12 protein-coding genes and 1 tRNA gene are annotated in these 16,949 nt (G+C 45.3%); 7 read left to right on the forward strand and 6 right to left on the reverse strand.

Going from position 1 to position 16,949, the window contains the following annotated elements:
* Positions 1-67: 67 nt before the first annotated feature.
* Both nanU and LZG72_RS05685 read right to left on the reverse strand, forming a co-directional pair.
* A complete protein-coding gene (nanU, locus tag LZG72_RS05680) occupies positions 68-1,588 on the reverse strand; it encodes a SusD family outer membrane lipoprotein NanU (protein ID WP_233868658.1) in 1,521 nt (506 codons plus the stop codon).
* Between the two features lie 16 nt (positions 1,589-1,604).
* Complete coding sequence (locus LZG72_RS05685; RefSeq protein WP_233868661.1) at positions 1,605-4,916, reverse strand: TonB-dependent receptor; 3,312 nt, start codon at positions 4,914-4,916, stop codon at positions 1,605-1,607.
* Positions 4,917-5,121: 205 nt separating this feature from the next.
* Here LZG72_RS05685 and LZG72_RS05690 point away from each other — a divergent pair, with 205 nt between their 5' ends.
* The 5 genes from LZG72_RS05690 to LZG72_RS05710 all read left to right on the forward strand — a co-directional run bounded on the left by LZG72_RS05690 (position 5,122) and on the right by LZG72_RS05710 (position 8,622).
* Complete coding sequence (locus LZG72_RS05690) at positions 5,122-5,832, forward strand: FadR/GntR family transcriptional regulator (RefSeq protein ID WP_233868664.1); 711 nt, start codon at positions 5,122-5,124, stop codon at positions 5,830-5,832.
* 55 nt (positions 5,833-5,887) lie between these two features.
* Positions 5,888-7,003: an acyltransferase gene (locus LZG72_RS05695; protein ID WP_233868667.1), complete on the forward strand. Its 1,116-nt coding sequence runs from the start codon at positions 5,888-5,890 to the stop codon at positions 7,001-7,003.
* A 124-nt stretch (positions 7,004-7,127) separates the two neighbouring features.
* Positions 7,128-7,547, forward strand: a complete 420-nt coding sequence (locus LZG72_RS05700; RefSeq protein ID WP_233868668.1) for a helix-turn-helix transcriptional regulator — start codon at positions 7,128-7,130, stop codon at positions 7,545-7,547.
* Positions 7,548-7,612: 65 nt separating this feature from the next.
* Positions 7,613-8,188 carry a Panacea domain-containing protein gene (locus LZG72_RS05705; RefSeq protein WP_233868670.1) on the forward strand — a complete coding sequence of 192 codons (576 nt, stop codon included), beginning with the start codon at positions 7,613-7,615 and terminating at the stop codon, positions 8,186-8,188.
* 8 nt (positions 8,189-8,196) lie between these two features.
* Positions 8,197-8,622: a hypothetical protein gene (locus tag LZG72_RS05710; RefSeq protein ID WP_233868671.1), complete on the forward strand. Its 426-nt coding sequence runs from the start codon at positions 8,197-8,199 to the stop codon at positions 8,620-8,622.
* Positions 8,623-8,668: 46 nt separating this feature from the next.
* Here the strand turns inward: LZG72_RS05710 and LZG72_RS05715 are convergent, their stop codons facing one another.
* The 4 genes from LZG72_RS05715 to LZG72_RS05730 all read right to left on the reverse strand — a co-directional run bounded on the left by LZG72_RS05715 (position 8,669) and on the right by LZG72_RS05730 (position 11,075).
* Positions 8,669-9,265 carry a hypothetical protein gene (locus LZG72_RS05715; protein WP_233868673.1) on the reverse strand — a complete coding sequence of 199 codons (597 nt, stop codon included), beginning with the start codon at positions 9,263-9,265 and terminating at the stop codon, positions 8,669-8,671.
* A 207-nt stretch (positions 9,266-9,472) separates the two neighbouring features.
* Positions 9,473-9,546, reverse strand: a tRNA-Arg gene (locus tag LZG72_RS05720).
* Positions 9,547-9,635: 89 nt separating this feature from the next.
* Positions 9,636-10,415, reverse strand: coding sequence for an enoyl-CoA hydratase/isomerase family protein (locus LZG72_RS05725; protein WP_233868674.1), 780 nt, complete (start codon positions 10,413-10,415; stop codon positions 9,636-9,638).
* A gap of 21 nt (positions 10,416-10,436) precedes the next feature.
* Positions 10,437-11,075, reverse strand: coding sequence for a hypothetical protein (locus tag LZG72_RS05730; protein WP_233868676.1), 639 nt, complete (start codon positions 11,073-11,075; stop codon positions 10,437-10,439).
* A gap of 185 nt (positions 11,076-11,260) precedes the next feature.
* Between LZG72_RS05730 and asnS the strand changes: the two genes are divergently transcribed.
* Both asnS and LZG72_RS05740 read left to right on the forward strand, forming a co-directional pair.
* Entirely contained in the window at positions 11,261-12,697 is a 1,437-nt protein-coding gene (asnS, locus tag LZG72_RS05735; protein ID WP_233868678.1) for an asparagine--tRNA ligase, read from the forward strand.
* Positions 12,698-13,247: 550 nt separating this feature from the next.
* On the forward strand, positions 13,248-16,949 hold the full coding sequence (locus LZG72_RS05740; protein WP_233868679.1) for a T9SS type A sorting domain-containing protein: 3,702 nt from the start codon (positions 13,248-13,250) through the stop codon (positions 16,947-16,949).

Here is a 16,949-nt window from a genome sequence, read left to right on the forward strand (position 1 = left end):
GAATATTCAGCGTCTTAAAAATCTTTTCAACAACTCCGGATTTGGATACCGGAGTTGTCTTATTTAACTAAAGATAGCCGGGGGTTTGCTTGAGTGCTTTGTTGTTGGTAAGCGTGTTGAGATCTACCGGCCACAGGAGTTTGTATTCCTCAGTAACCGTTGTGTATTTAAATACATACTCTTTTCCAAAACGCAACAGGTCATACCAGCGCTTTCCTTCTCCGATAAACTCGAAATACCTTTCTTTCAAAATCATCTCCGGCAGTACCTTGTCGCCGGGCTGATTCGGAAAACCGTGCACGGCAGGCTTGTAGTTGTTGCCATAGGCGCGTTGTCTCACCAGGTTAATTTCCGTAGCCGGATCTTCTCCAAGTACCGTTTTGGCTTCTGCGAGCATTAGCAGCAGGTCCGCATAGCGGTATATCGGATAGTCGTCCACCATCACGCGGCTGCCGGCATTGATAATTCCCTGATATTTGGCCAGGTAGCAGCCAGCAAGAACGTACTGCCCATTCACCAGTGAAAAAGCTCCCTGGATCGACGCGTATTTGCGCGAGTCTTCGCTGGAGAAACTTCTGTAGGTGCTTTTCTTGATCGGGGCCTGAAATCCGCCCGTGCCGCCTACCAGATCTTTCTGAACATCAATTTTCGCTTTCGACAGGGAGTCATAATAATTCCCGATGTAGTTGATCTGAGGTAAAAAAGGTGCAAACTCACCCCCCATAAAAACATATTCGTTCAGCTCATTGCGTACAGCGAATATGATTTCCTTATTTCCTTTATTGGCATAGCCGAAAATATCCCTGAAGTTCGGCAGCAGTCCCAATGCCGGTACATTCTGCTGGATATCCGTGAGTGCTTTTTTGGCGATCGCAGCATCCGCGGCACCGCCGTTCAGCCGTTTCGCAGACCATAGATATGTCTCTGCTTTGAGCATCAGCGTAGCACTTTTCGACCAGACAGCCTTATTCAGTTTGATGGTATAATTCGTCCCGAAAGCAGCCTCTGATTTACTCAGATCCGACTTGATGAGTGCCATTACATCCGCGGCAGGTGACGCCGCTTTTGCCAGCGTACTGATATCAAACGTGGAAGTTGCTGTTTCGTGAATAATTACATCGCCCCAGGTGCGCAGCAGATGAAAATAATAAAATGCCCGCATTCCATAACCCTGTCCAAGATAGTATGCTTTGCTCGCCTCAGGCAACAGAGTGGTTTGTTCGGTCTTCTCGATAAGCAGGTTGATTTGGTTAATGTTGCTGTAAAAACCACCGTACTCGTTCACGCCCGGATTGCTGATGTTTATGGTATTGAGCCAAAGTCGCTCCCGGTTATTGGTTGACTCTCCACCAAAGGAAGTTTCTCCAAACTCATCGGCCCGCATGCCGCCGAGCACAAATAAATTGTACGTATGAATGCGCAAACGGGAGTGTATACCGATCACAAACGATTCCCATTGCTCCGGTGACTTCCAGAAATTATCGTCCGTAATGCTGCTGATGGGTGAAAGATCAAGCTCGGTTTTGCTGCAGGATGTAGCCAGCGACAGCAGAATGCTCAGTAAAATAGGAAATGATATCTTTTTCATGATTCTTCGATTGCATTTAAAATGATACTTCCAGACCAAAAAGGAGTGTTCTCGGCAAAGGATAACGCCCTGCATCCAGGCCTGCCATCTGCGGGCTGTTTCCTACGACTCCCGGCTCGGGACTCGTCCCGGTGTAACGGGTGAAATAGCTCAGGTTTTGCCCTGTCACATTAACCCGGACGTTTGACATTTTAACCTTGGAAGTCCAGGCTTTTGGAAGTGTATATGCCAGTGTAAGCTCTCTGAGTGCGAGGTAATCGCCTTTTTCATAGAACCGGGAACTGTTGTTATCTACGGCAGTGCCTGCGTTGTTGGAGCGGGTAATGTTCTTTTTGATCACCTGATCGCCATAGTAGAATTTAGGCAGATCGGTATCCATATTTTCCTCGCTCCACATTTTCTTCACGTCCGTAATGACATTGAACGTACCCTGCATCTGACCCAGAATACGGGCGTATACATCGTTGTAGATCGTATGTCCAAGCGCATAATCGAACCGGGCCGACAGGCTGACGTTTTTATAGGAAAGCGTAGAAGTCATACCTCCTGTCCATTTCGGGAACATATTTCCCACTTTCACGCGGTCAAGCATGTTGATAATGCCGTTGTTGTCGAGGTCCGCCCACAATACGTCGCCAGGCTCAATCGGGTACTTTCCGGTTTTGTTGGCAAGATCAGCGTAGGCTTTTGGCCCATATAACTCAGCTATGGCATCGTAGCGGCCAGGTACCGATTGGTTTACATCGTCCCAGTCGCGCAAGATGCGTTCTTGCTTGAAGCCAAACATATCGCCGAGTGTCCCGCCTTCCTGGATACCTCCAACCCATACATTCTTACCCTGCGCCGGATCATACACTTCGTAACCACCTTGCCTGTTACGTTCATTGCCATTGTTAGGCAGTTTCAAAATGCGGTTTTTTACGAAAGAGGTGTTTATGCCCAAATCCCAGGTCAGGCCATTGGCCAGGCGAAGCACGTTCGCGTTGACATCCAATTCAAATCCACGGTTACGGAGACTACCCAGATTGGTACGAATGCTGCTGAAACCGGTGTAGCTTGGTAGGTTAAGGTTGGTCAGCAGGTCGCTGGTGGTGCGATTAAAATAATCGAACGAAATCGTCGCCCTGTTTTTGAGAATGCCGATATCAGCGCCCAGGTTAACAGAAGCCGAACGCTCCCATCTAAGATTGGTGTTCACCATTGCAGTATTCAGGAAGCCGGCCTGTGCGCCGTAAAGCGTTTGAATGCCGTAGCCGCCCTGCACTTCATACTCTCCTACACCCGCAACGTTTCCATTCACTCCGTAGCTCGCTCTCGGTTTAAAGGAGGAAATGTATTGGTCAAATCCAAGATCCTGGAAAAACGCCTCGCGGTGCATGTTCCAGCCCACAGACACTCCCGGAAAGGAAGCCCAGCGATTGCCTTTCGCCAATCTTGAAATACCGTCATAGCGCATTACCGCAGAAAGCAGGTATTTACCATCAAAATCGTAGTTCAAACGACCAAAGCCTGATAATATCCGCTGCTGGGCCCATGTTGTGCTGGTAGCCGTTCTTTCAGTAACTGCATTCAGGGTGTATATAAAATCTGTCGCTGCTTTGGTTCCCCCTGCCGAAAAATCGAAGTTAGACACGTCGAAATACTCACCTCCCGCCAGCAGGCTGATATTATGCCCATTTAAATTTTTCACATATCCAAGCGTCAGGTTATGTTGCTGTTGTAACATTCTCTGATATCTCGCAGACGCCGCCCGCGTCACATCCGGAACCGTGGTAGTCTGGTACTGAATGGATTTATTAAAAGATTCATTGAGGTCGTCTGTGTAGTAGACGTTCACCTGAGCTCTCAATTCGAGATCCTTGATGATCTCCCACCGTGCCCCGACGTTGAGTGTCGTTTTGCGAGCTTCGTTCTTTCTCACATACTGATTCAAATAGTAGAGAGGGTTACCATTTGCGACGCCATTATTAGGGTTCGGGTTGCCTTTATCATCAAACGGCTTGAACGTAGGCCACAAACTTTGCACCCGGTAAAAAATATTGGCCGGCTCCTGATAAATAGGCTGTAATTTGGATAGGGTAAACGCTACTGCAGAAGTTACCTCAAAATTGGGTTTGATCAGATAAGATCCACTTAATGACCCCGAAAAACGCTCGTATTTGGTGCCGACAACCAAGCCATCCTCTTTATAATAACCCACACTGGAGGCAAATTTGGCCTTCTCGTTTCCGCCGGTAAAACTCAGATAATGATCCTGTGTCATCGCCGGATTTTTGAAAGCCGCATCTCTCAGCTCATTGCCATAGTCTTTGTACATCAACGTATCCACATCATTGAAGGGATCGATCAGCCAGCCATAACCCTGTCCGAGAAGGGACTGAAATTGCCCACGGTTCGCATTGCCAATTTTTAAGGTGGAGTAAATATTAGGCAAATTGGTACCAAAACCAGTCTGATTATCAGGAACCAACGGTGCTACACCACCTTGCGAGCGCGCCGTATTGGTCCGCCTCACGCCAAGTCGGTTGTAATATAAAAAGTCCCGTGCATCTACATAGTCATAGGCTGTGCGGAGGTAATTTATACCAGTCCGTACCTTATACTGGATCTCCGAAAATCCCGCCTTCCCCTTTTTAGTAGTCACGAGAATTACCCCATTATTGGCCCTCGCCCCATAAATCGCAGTTGAAGCCGCATCTTTAAGCACCTCCACGGATTCAATGTCCGACGGGTTAACGTCATTGAATGTACGCACAATCCCATCGACCACGACAAGCGGTGAGCCGGGGCTGTTAATAGAAGCACCTCCCCGGAGAAGGATCGTTGGCGCACTTCCGGGCTGGCCCGAAGTATTGATGACACGAAGGCCGGAAATTGTCCCCTGCAAAGAAGACGCTGCGTTTGACAACGCCACATTTTTAAGAACTTTCGTATCCAGCTTGGCCACAGAAGTCGTGACCGTTTGGCGCGATTGAGACCCATAACCGACCGCCACAACCTCATTGAGCATGGTTACATCGTCGTCAAGTACGACATTCAGCCTGGTTTCTGAACCTACCGTCACTTCTTTGGATTTGTATCCAAGAAAACTAAAGATCAACACCTGTCCGGCTGACGCATTAATTTCATACTCTCCTTCGGCATTCGTGATACTGCCTGCCTGCGTCCCTTTTACGACCACGGTTACGCCAGGAATCCCGATTTCACCGGTCGCCGCTGTTACCTTTCCCTGAATCAAACGCTCTTGCGCGGAAGCTGCAATGTTGAGAAAGAGTGCAAAAACAAGGATTACATTAATCTTCCAATTTAGAAAGTACATGTGTTTCATTTTTACTTTTGTTTGTTTTGCCATTTAGGAGGTCCATTATATATAAGCTTTGCCAAATTTTATTCTTATTTTTATTTGTAGGACAAATATAATAGCAATATTTAATTGCAAGTTGATTTGTGATATTATTTTTTTGTGCCCTTTAAAAAATAAACCGAGTGTTGAAAAACACTAACTTTGGCAGCCGAAAAGGCTTGATACACATATGCGTAAAACCAACACCACATTGCTTACTCCGGTCAGTAATCTCTCCATGACCGACAGAGTTGAAAACTCGCTTCGCCAATATTTTGAGGACAACAAGTTCAAACCGGGCGACCCGCTTCCGAACGAAATGGACATGGCTACTCAGCTGAATGTGAGCCGGAATGTAGTCAGAGAGGCGCTCAGCAGACTTCGGATGCTGGGGATGGTTGAAGCGAGGCCGAGAAGAGGGATGGTCATGGCGCAGCCCGACCTGCTTGCAGGGATCGAGAAAGTACTTAACCCAATGATTCTCAGCAAGGACAATCTAAAGGATATATTTGAAATGCGGCTTATCCTGGAAATGGGCGTTTCAGAGTTTTTATTTGCCCGAAAAACCAAAGCACAGGTTCAGGAACTGGAAGAAATCGTAGCCAGGCAGCAGAATAATGAGGCACTGACAATCGAGGAAGAAGTGGCCTTTCACGGAAAACTCTATGAAATGGCTGGTAATGATACTTTTGCGCGTTTCCAGAATTTACTGATCCCGGTTTTTAACCATGTTTTTTCTGAGCGATTTCGAATGCACGTTGAAATACCTGATCCGGTTACCCATCATGACCTGATCGAAGTCCTGAAAAACGGTACCGCCGACGATTTCAGAAAAGCGATGTATAAACACCTTTCGCCTTATTACCATACCAGTAACATTTCGCAGGTGCAGGCGAAGTAGATAATTACATTCAATTTATTCCCTACCTAAGCCATTGTTTGTTATTTTGCTGTTAATGAACAACAAAAACAAACTTGGCACAAAGCCGCATTATCAAATTTTAGATGGACTTCGCGGCGTGGCAGCCATTATCGTGGTGTTCTTTCACCTCACCGAACCGCTCGCCAGCAGCCGCCTTACCAATGTTGTAAATCACGGTTATCTGGCAGTTGATTTTTTCTTTCTGTTATCCGGCTTTGTAATTGGTTATGCGTACGACGACAGATGGGACAAATTGACCATCGGCGGCTTTCTTCGGCGCCGGTTCGAGCGGCTGCAACCACTCGTTGTATTGGGCATGACGCTCGGCGCCATAGGCTTTTACTTTACCGATTCAGCGATATGGCCGCTCATTCATACCGTTCCTGTTTGGAAGCTGATCGTCGTGATGCTGATCGGATGGACGCTTCTGCCGGTCCCACTTTCAATGGATATACGCGGCTGGTTCGAAATGCACCCGCTCAATAGTGTCGGCTGGTCATTATTTTTCGAATATATCGCCAATATTCTCTATGCGCTGGGTATAAGAAAATTATCAAACAAGGCATTGGCAGTTTTTGTAGCATTGGCAGGCGCAGTGCTTTTGCATTTGGCTTTGACCAGCACCAACGGAGACGTTACCGGCGGCTGGACATTGAATGCCGAACACATGCGCGTCGGGATCACGCGCACGATATTTCCATTTTTTGCCGGTTTGCTTTTATCGCGGGTAGCACGGCCTGTCCATATCAAAAATGCTTTCTTATGGTGCAGCGTGTTGGTTGCGGCTGTTTTGGTTATGCCAAGAATCGGCGGCGCGGAGCATCTTTGGATGAATGGTTTGTACGAAGCTTTTTGCATCATCATCGTCTTTCCACTCATTATTTATATCGGTGCCGGTGGTGTGGTGCGTAGTCAGGCGGAAGAAAAAATTTGCAAGTTCCTCGGCGATCTTTCTTATCCTTTGTACATGACGCATTATGTGCTTGTCTATTTTTACGTGGCCTGGGTAAGCAATCACAAAGGCATCACATTAGGGCAGGCCTGGCCATACGCACTACTCACGTTTTCGGGTGCTATGGTGCTGGCTTACGTGAGTTTAAAATTGTATGATGAACCTGTGAGAGCCTGGTTGCGAAAAAAGCTGAAGTAGCGAAAAGGAAAAGTCTACGCCACACTACATCCGCCCCGGTAACTTACATCGCAATGCCTGTAAATTATCCGGAAACTTCCCGCCGGATTTATATAAATTGCCTTTTTAACCAAAACCGCTCCGCATGACACCCACTACCTCGAACCCCAAAATCCACGAAGGCCGCAACCTGAAACGCTTCCGAGAAATGCTGGGAATCAAGCAGGATTTCCTTGCGTTTGAGCTCGGCGAAGACTGGAATCAGCAGAAGGTTTCTCTTCTTGAACAAAGGGAAAAGATCGATTCTGACATTTTGGAACAGGTTTCGGCGATACTTAAAATTCCGGCTGAGGCGATTCGGAATTTTGATGAGCAACAAGCTGTGAACATTATCTCAAACACATTCGATAAAGTTGAAAACTCTTTCAACTTTGGCACCTTCAATCTACATCCGATGGAAAAGATTATTCAACTTCATGAGGAGAAGATTGCTTTGTATGAGCGGATGTTGAAGGAGAAGGATGAGATGGTTGGGAGGTTGGAGCGGTTGATTGGCTCTAAGTAGGGTATACTTTAAAGTCCATATTTATTACTTTTGCACTCATTATACACATACCACCTGGCACAGCTATGGAAAGATTTAGAACTGATAAAGCACTTCAAGCCCTTGTTCGCTTCGGCAATCTTGGTGGCGGCAGCCTGAACAAAATGAAAGCGCTGAAACTGATTTGGCTCTCTGATCGATATCATTTAAGGCAATATGGCCGGACAATCACAGGAGACCAGTATTTCGCAATGAAAAATGGCCCGGTAGCTTCCTGTACATTTGATTTGTTGAAAGGCTCCGGCGTCTCCTTTGACAAAGATGAAATCCAAAACAGCGCTAAATATTTAACATCCAGCCAATATAATTATTCAGTTACGGGGGAAGCCGACTTGGATGTTTTTTCTGAAACAGATATAGAAGTGATGGCTCTGATTTGGGAAAAGTATAATCATTTCGATCATTTCGCTCTATCAGAACTGTCCCACAACTTTCCTGAATGGATTCGCTACAAAGCAAATTTTGAAAATGCTGAAAAAGGCAGGTATGAAATCATCATGGATGATTTCTTCGTGAATGTCAGTGATAAGATTGGCCTGTTCAACGACAGCGAAGAATTCCTAAATGAATCCAGAGAAATTTTCCTGGAATACTCTGCTTAATTGCCCCGATGGAAGTCAGTTTTGAGGCCTTCTATCAGGTACTTAAGGAAAAAAGTATCCTCTATTTTTCGCTTAACTACAAAGGCAATCCCGATCCGCATTATTATATATTGCTTGACAAGGGTACAGAAATCCTGTTGTTTTCGGTATGCACTTCCAAGCTTGATACAATATTGAATTTTGTCAAAAAGCGTAACCTCGATTATGACACGATTGTCTTTATCGAGAATGAGCCGGATAATCCATTTAGCAAGAATACCTACATTAATTGCAATAGTCCAGTTTCAATTCCCTTCAGCAAGTTTAAGAAAATGTTTGAGGAAGGGAAAATAAAGTACAAGGATCAATTGGGCGACCGGCATTTCGACCAGATTATTAATGGGATTTTGAAGAGTCGATTGGTGGAACGGAGGATTAAGAAGCTGTTTCTGTAACAAGGAGTTATTTGATTGGCGATTTGAAATCTACCGTATGAGTCTACTAGCTAGCACGAAAAGGAGGTATTGGAGGCTCATTATCCCACTCCCTCATTGTGACATATTGATTTACTCCTGATCCAAAAATGTTTGTACCTATTTGGAATTCAGTGTCGTGGGATTCAGTAAGTGATGAAATAACATTTTTCGAGATATCGGTGTACTTAAGGCCTATTTTTGAAGCTTCGAAGAAGCTCTTAATCTCGTAAGACTCTCCCGCAGCTAATGAAAAAAGTTTGATGAAAGGAATTTCCCACTTTTGAGAGCCCGGTTTTTTGTACGACATTATAATATTGATCGCCGCTCCCTTACCGACGTTTTGTATAGCCCAAGCGTTGTTAAGGGAACCTTCTTTAAGAATCAATAATGGTCTCTCACGAGCTAAGTCTTCTTTTGCTCCCTGCTTCCAAATGTAAAGCGTCACTGCGGTCAATATCAGTAGATTAGCTGCGCTTACCCAAACATTCATGAAATCGCCTAACGTTCCAAGATGACCTCTGTCGGTGGGCAAAGAAAGGCCATAAGTTTGAGCATAATGATAAATGGGATAGGTAATTAGCACCGCTGCACATATGATCGACAGCCATAAAATTAATTTCATACATTCAAATGTTAGGGTATTGAATAATACTAACAATGAAGATAATTATAATGTTTGTTGTAAAACATTACCCCAAAAAAGTTGCGAAGATAAAGCCTGAGCGTCTTATTACTTCCACTAAGTTCCAGGCTGCTTCAGTTAAAGTGAGTAGATATGTATTGAAATTGAACAAAAAAAGCGCCAATCTTGCGAAAGGCGCCTTAGTTGTGGTCACGTAGGGATTCGAACCCCAAACCTCCTGATCCGTAGTCAGGTGCTCTATCCAATTGAGCTACGCAACCTTTCCGTAATCGGAGTGCAAAGATAGGTAAAGAGCTTTGTTGGCACAAGACTGAATTGGCAAAAAATTAATAAAATGTGCCTAATTGCCTCATTTCCCCTGAAAATCAGGCTTTTTCTTTTGTAAAAAAGATGAAATTCCTTCCCGCGCATCGTCGCTTTCAAACAAAATATCCTGATTGATACGCTCAAATTCCTGCATTCTCGCCAGATCTGACTGGAAAGATTGGTTCAATACCTTCTTCATCGTACCAATGGCCAACGTCGGGGCGGATTGGTAGTAGTTAACCAATTTGTCTATCTCGTTATCCAGTTCCGTGGCCGGGACTGATTTGTTTATCAAGCCCATTTGCATTGCTTCTGCAGCGAAAACTTTCCGGCCGGTGGAGGCGAGCTCAAATGCCAGGGCCATTCCGACTCTTCTCGGCAGAAAAAAGGTTGCTCCGGCATCGGGCATTAAGCCTATTTGTACAAAAAGTAAACTCAGGTACGCATCTTCGCTGGCAATGATCATATCACAAGCCAGCGCCAGCGAGCAACCTGCACCGACAGCAAGTCCATTTAATCGGCAAATAACAGGTTTTGGAATCTCACGGATCGCGTTGATCATCGGCTCATAATATTCTTCCAGGGTCTCAGCTGCCGTTTTTTTGCTTTCAAGTGCTTCCTTCAAATCGGCGCCCGAGCAGAATGCTTTGTCGCCAGATCCTGTAATTACAACCACACGAACGGTATCATCGGCATGCGCGACCAGTACAGCCTGCGTGATCTCGACGATCAGTTCCGGGTTTAATGCATGGTAAACCTGCGGACGGTTGAGCGTGATGCGGGCCACTCCCCGGGTAGTTTCGTAAATGAGGTTTTGATACATGATGCCGACGTGTTTGTTGCATCAAAAGAAGAAATAAATGGTCATACTACTTACCAGCACCCCACAAAACAACCCGCCCAGGATTTGTGCCGGGTTATGCGCATTCATCTGGAGTCTGGCACTCATTACCCAGCCCGCAACCAAAATGGTGATCACGATCGGAAATAGCAAAACGGTTTCGTCAAATCGCATTAACAAGCCCGAAAGGATGCCCAGAGCGCCTCCGATGCCGGTTGCGTGCGCGCTGATTTTCCAGAAATAGCTGATCATCGCCACCAGTACCTGTGACACGGTAACGCTTCCCAGGATAACAGAAATCTGAGGGGCAAGTTCGCCGATCGGCTGCAATTGCCAGCCAAACAGATACGTGGCGAGTGCATATACAACGATGCAGGCCAGATATGGTAACCGGCGTTCGTCGGCACTATCGGCATGGAGGCTGCTGATGACGCCCATTTTCCGGAAATAATAAATGATGATCGCCGGGGCAATGAATGTGTTCAGGAACAATAGCAGCAACAGGCTCCCCAGCGCAGGCAATTCAAACGCACTAACCCCGACCAGGTCCGGCGATAACCCGAATAGTAATGCAAAAAGGTAAGTAGTGATGATCAGCGGGTGAAAAACTACGGACAGTATGAAAGCAAGTCGGTTATTCAAAATCAATGGCTTTTAACAGATAATGGGAACAAATTTAATGGAAAACATGCGTGCTCAAAGCCCGTTGACTGTCGAAAAGTAAGTTGCCGTTTCCGGGTATGTTTTCAGAGGTAATTTGTAATTTTGCGCCTCGTTCGAAAAATCGGATGAAACTCCTTGCTGACATTAAAATACTGAATTGAAAAATGGGACCGTTGCAAATCAAAGACATTCTACAAACTTCTCCTGAAAGCCAATCCGTAACCTTAAAAGGCTGGGTGAGGACCAAAAGGGAAAGCAAAAATGCAATTTTCATTGCGCTAAACGACGGTTCTACCATCCATAATATACAGGCAGTCGCGGAACCGGGACAGTTTTCAGATGAACTTTTGGGTCAGGTAACTACAGGCTCATGCCTTAAAATAGAAGGCCAGCTGATCGAATCATTAGGATCGGGACAAGCTGTTGAAGTGAAAATCAGCGACATTCAGGTTTATGGAACAGCCGATCCGGACGTTTATCCCTTGCAGCCTAAAAAACACTCGCTCGAATTTCTGCGTGAAATCGCGCATTTGCGTCCGCGTACCAATACATTCAGCGCCATTCTGCGCATTCGCCACGCATTGGCTTTCGCGGTTCACAAGTATTATAATGACAATGGATTTTTCTACCTGCATACTCCGGTAATTACTGCGTCGGATGCGGAAGGTGCGGGCGAAATGTTCCGGGTAACTACGCTGGATCTGAACAAATTACCAAGAACAGAAGAAGGCGCAATTAATTTCAAAGAAGACTTTTTTGGTCGCGAAGCTAACCTTACGGTTTCCGGCCAGCTGGAAGGCGAGCTAGGTGCGATGGCACTTTCGAAAATCTATACATTCGGGCCAACGTTCCGGGCGGAGAATTCGAATACAACCCGCCATTTGGCAGAATTCTGGATGATTGAGCCGGAAATGGCTTTTTATGAGCTGGAAGACAACATGGACCTGGCTGAGGATTTTGTAAAAAATGTCATTACGTATGCATTAGATAACTGCAAAGACGATCTGAATTTTCTGCAAAACAGGTTGGCCGAAGAAGAAAAAAACAAGCCGCAAAACGAACGTCAGATCCCATTGCTGGAAAAATTGAGTTTTGTGGTAGACAATCCATTCGAACGTCTGACTTATACCGAGGCCATTGATATTTTGTTAAAATCAAAACCACATAAAGAGAAGAAATTCCAATATCCGGTTGGCTGGGGAATCGATCTTTCGAGCGAACACGAAAGATATCTGGTTGAAAAGCATTTCAAAAAGCCGGTAATCCTGACGAACTATCCAAAAGAGATCAAATCGTTTTATATGAAGCTGGATGACGATGGAAAAACGGTCCGCGCTATGGACGTACTTTTCCCGGGCATTGGCGAAATCATTGGCGGAAGTCAGCGCGAGGAGGATTATGAAAAACTTTTGGGCCGCGTGCACGAAGTGGGCATTGATCCGCAAAACCTTTGGTGGTATCTGGAAACCCGTAAATTCGGAACCGCGCCACACTCCGGATTTGGACTTGGATTTGAACGTTTGGTGCTGTTCGTTACGGGCATGAGTAACATCCGCGACGTGATCCCCTTTCCGAGGTATCCGAAGAGTGCGGAGTTCTGACGGTAAAAAATTCTTCGGCGGAAAACAGTTTGAGAACAATTACTTTTTTAGAAGCTAAGTCTAAACGAGAGATAGAAATATTTTTCATTTAGACTTAGCTTTTTTTACTAGATTATCGACCTACAAGCTTGGGATTTTCTAAAAAATAGCACAAAAATTTGCAGGCAATGCATTTAGTTATAACTTGCCATCAATTAGTTCAGCAGGGACCTGCTCCCATCTCATAAAAATTTGAGCTTGCCGCATTTGGCAGCCACCGTCCAGTCAAACGGACTTACTCAAACTACTACGTTCTTCATAGCTTTTCTAACGGTTCCAGAAGTACCGTTGGGATCGGCGTTCACATCGCCAATTTTTTATACCTCAGCCAGGCATGTTCTCTGGCTGTAAACCATAATGCTATGAAAAAAGAACTTTACAAAATTGATCCTTCGCTGCCCAACATGTACACGATCAATAGGCGTTCGGGTTAACATTCACAATTTCATGATTATACACCTCCGGCATTTTCATGCTGGCAGCTATCACTATGTCTTAATCAATACCTTTCATGAAAACGAAAATTTTTTCAGCTTGCATTATTTTTTCGATTATCTCTTATGCAACTAGCAGTACAGCACAAATTATCACGATCCCTGTCGACAGCGTCAAATCAATTGGCCAGCCAATGTTTTCATTATCTGCCCAAGAACACATTCCGCAACCTCCAAAAACAGTTCAAAGTCCTAACGCTGCCACATTGGGCTCCTACACTGAGATCGCAGTGTCACCCTACACCGGCAAAGCAAATATCTCTATTGACTTGCATTCTGTCAGCGATGGAAATATTCAGATACCCATAACTCTTCAATATGATGCTACTGGCGTCCGGCCCGATGTTCATCCTGGATGGACCGGTCTCAATTTTGGAATGTCAACCAATTATTCGGTGACCAGAATTGTGAAAGACGGATATGATGAATTTGTTCCTGCCTCTGCGATTCAGGAGCAGATCGGTTTCATGAATGTTGGCTGGTTCATCAACGGTAACAATTGGGCTACTCCTGCCGAAATTAAAATTGCCGCGAGCACTTACTCACAATTAAACCAGACAGTCATTGACACAGAACCCGATGAATATACTTTCAACGCGCCCGGTATGTCAGGGAAATTCTATCGAGGTAGCGATGGTACCTGGAAAATCCAATGCGACCGGCCTGTAATTGTGGAGCATATTACTACACCCAATGTTCATTTATACACACCATTTACGGCACCTTCCGGTATTAAAGATGGTAATGTGTGGTCCAATTTGAACCAGGGACGATACATGGAACACTTCCAAGGTTTCAAAGTGACCGATGAATATGGCACACAATATATTTTCGGAGGAAGTGATATGGCGTATATGGAGTATAGTATTGATTTTTTCGACCAGGGAAAAGATAATTGGCTATGTAATGCCTGGTATCTGAAATCCATCATTCGGCATACCGGGCAAGTGATCAATTTCACATACGAACGAGGTGATTTCGTGAACCAGATGTACTTCTCGGTCTATAATAAAATGTCAAGGGTCAATGGTGGAAACTGGTTTAGTTGTGAAAACTGGTCGTCGCTCTTCAATCAATACGGCCCATATACTGGCAAACTTATTTCACCCATTTATTTAAAGGAAATCTCTGCTGATAATTTTAAATTAACATTTACATCGTCTGAAAGCAGTGAACTTCGGTATACAAACGACATTTTCACCACCTACGAAAGCAAGAAAATTCTTGACGGCTATTCCAAACTCGATTATTTAACATTCCTCTACGACTGTTACTATCCTAGTCCAGCCAACTACCCAAATGGCTGCGGAAACCCTACACTCATGCAGTTGCTAGGAAAATTAAAGTGGCGTAGGCTCGATAAGATACAGGTCCAAAATGGCTCTGGTAGCACCATTAAGGAGTTTGAGTTTACTTACAACAATGTAGGAACAGAAAGGCTAATGTTGTTAAAAGTGCAAGAAAAAAGCGGCTACAACGCCTCAACGCTGCCGCCTTATGAATTTGCATATTTTTCAAACGGCTTTACACTGCCGGGATATGGAAAATCCCATACTGATCACTGGGGTTACAATAATGGCAAGCTCATCAACGTCGCAGCCGATTTCGGGAATGTTGCCAGTTACGGCACCACGCAACGCAGCCCAGCCCAAATTGAAGGGCATTTGCGTGTAGGTTCATTGATACAGATCAAATATCCTACGGGTGGCGTTACCAAATTTCGTTTCGAACCGCACAAATATTCAAAGGAAGTAAAGTTGAAGCGCTGGGAAGGGGAAGATTCTTTTGGTAGCAACCAAATAGCGGGTGGTCTCCGCATCAAGGAAGTGCATTCATTTGATCCCGGGTTATCGATCCCGACCGTCATAAAAAAATATTTCTATTTAGCCACTTTTAATCCCGCAAACCCCGATACATCAGCCACTGCATTGTCCAGCGGTGTACTTGGGGGAAAGGCCCAGTATTATTGGCCGGATTACAAGCCGCTTCCTGCGGCCGCAGGCGTTACTGTGGAGGAAGAAATATTTTCAACCCAATCGGTCCTGCCAGCTTCCGAAAACTCAATGGGCTCGCACGTAGGTTACTCGCAGGTGATCGAGCGATCTTCCACGGAGGGCTGGATCATCCATAAGTTCTCCAATTTTGACAATGGTTATCGGGACGAAGCCCCTTCCGGATTTCTGCAACCGAGCACAACTCCCTATCAGCCGTATAACAATAAAGCCTTTACGCGTGGCAAGCCGCTTTCGGAAGAGCATTTCTTTCAAAATGGTAACATGGGTTCGAAAACAACCCACCTTTATAATTTGGTCGGATCTATCGATGATTATACGGCCCGATCAGTTAAAACGCAGTATACAGAACTTTGTAACACAGCTAATATTGTCTACGAGGGAACCGCATACATTATCGATTGCAGAAAGTTTCTGCCGACCGAGATAGCCACATACTATTACGATCAGGATAATCCTGCCGCACTGGCATCTTCGGTTCAAAGCTTCACTTACTGGCCCAATGGGCAGCTTTACATTACCGGTCAGAGCGACAGCAAAAACAGGACGATCAAAACCTGGTACAAATATCCCTCAAATCTTGCGGATGCGATTAGCGTGGGCATGGCAGCAAAAAATATCATTGGACCTGTACGTGAAATTTTCAGGTTCATGGGTACAGAAGCCGCACCAACTCCCATCAAAACCACTTCTATTGTATATGATCTTTTCTCTGGCGCTTACCAGCCGCAGAAAGTCATGACCAAGCTGGCCGGTGCCGCATCTTTCAACACGGATCTTGAATTCCTTTCCTACGATGCCAGGGGTAATTTGCTAACTTTTAAAAAGCAGAATGGACCCGTAAATAAGCTTGAGTATTTCGGCCCGGCAGACGCAGGGAAAGCAGATATGCTCAAGAAGAGTACGATCGCCGACGGTATCGCCATAAGCCAATCTTCCTTATTTAATTACAAGCCAGCAATTGGGGTTGAAACCATCCAGGACGCGAATGGAAAAGTAATTTTTTATGAATACGACAATTTTAACCGTCTAAAAACCCAGCGCACCTCTAATGCTGGTGGCCCGGTTAGGGTATCTTATTGCTATAACAATGCTGGCCAAGTGGTCGACTGTGCGTCTATCTCTCCAACAGGTGCAGTAACGGCGCCGCAGCTCGTACTCATTGCCGAATCTGCTTTGCCGGTAACACTCATTGAGTTTCTTGCAGCCGGAAAAGAGAAACAGTCACATCTGTCCTGGACAACTTCCACAGAAACAAACAGCGATCATTTTGATATCCAGCGCAGTGCAGATGGTAAACAATGGCAATCAATAGGGCATGTGCCTTCCCATCGAGAAAGCTCGGAAGAACAGGCTTATTCTTTCGTCGACAAAAATCCTGTGAGTGGTGAAAACTTATACCGACTAAAAATGGTCGATCAGGATAGCACATTTGCATTTAGCCGTATTCAAAGCGTGACTTTCGATGGGGGTAACAAAGTCAAACTCTATCCTAATCCACTCACAGTAAGTTCAAATCTGAGCATCGGCACCGATTTTCCTGGGAAAATAGTCGGCGTTTCAGTGTATGATTTAACTGGAAAACAGGTTTTGCAAACGAAATGGAAACCCGACATTGATATTCAAAATTTAGCTTCCGGGCTTTACCTGTTGCAGATCAGCTACACGGACGGGACCATGAGCACTCACCGGATCGTCAAGCAATAA

Source organism: Dyadobacter sp. CY323 (assembly GCF_021390245.1).
In the GTDB taxonomy this organism is placed as follows: domain Bacteria; phylum Bacteroidota; class Bacteroidia; order Cytophagales; family Spirosomataceae; genus Dyadobacter.

Coding starts and splice junctions, on each gene's coding strand:
- nanU (WP_233868658.1), bottom strand. CDS start 1,588: ATGAAAAAGATATCATTTCCTATTTTACTGAGCATTCTGCTGTCGCTG.
- LZG72_RS05685 (WP_233868661.1), bottom strand. CDS start 4,916: ATGAAACACATGTACTTTCTAAATTGGAAGATTAATGTAATCCTTGTT.
- LZG72_RS05690 (WP_233868664.1), top strand. CDS start 5,122: ATGCGTAAAACCAACACCACATTGCTTACTCCGGTCAGTAATCTCTCC.
- LZG72_RS05695 (WP_233868667.1), top strand. CDS start 5,888: ATGAACAACAAAAACAAACTTGGCACAAAGCCGCATTATCAAATTTTA.
- LZG72_RS05700 (WP_233868668.1), top strand. CDS start 7,128: ATGACACCCACTACCTCGAACCCCAAAATCCACGAAGGCCGCAACCTG.
- LZG72_RS05705 (WP_233868670.1), top strand. CDS start 7,613: ATGGAAAGATTTAGAACTGATAAAGCACTTCAAGCCCTTGTTCGCTTC.
- LZG72_RS05710 (WP_233868671.1), top strand. CDS start 8,197: ATGGAAGTCAGTTTTGAGGCCTTCTATCAGGTACTTAAGGAAAAAAGT.
- LZG72_RS05715 (WP_233868673.1), bottom strand. CDS start 9,265: ATGAAATTAATTTTATGGCTGTCGATCATATGTGCAGCGGTGCTAATT.
- LZG72_RS05725 (WP_233868674.1), bottom strand. CDS start 10,415: ATGTATCAAAACCTCATTTACGAAACTACCCGGGGAGTGGCCCGCATC.
- asnS (WP_233868678.1), top strand. CDS start 11,261: ATGGGACCGTTGCAAATCAAAGACATTCTACAAACTTCTCCTGAAAGC.
- LZG72_RS05740 (WP_233868679.1), top strand. CDS start 13,248: ATGAAAACGAAAATTTTTTCAGCTTGCATTATTTTTTCGATTATCTCT.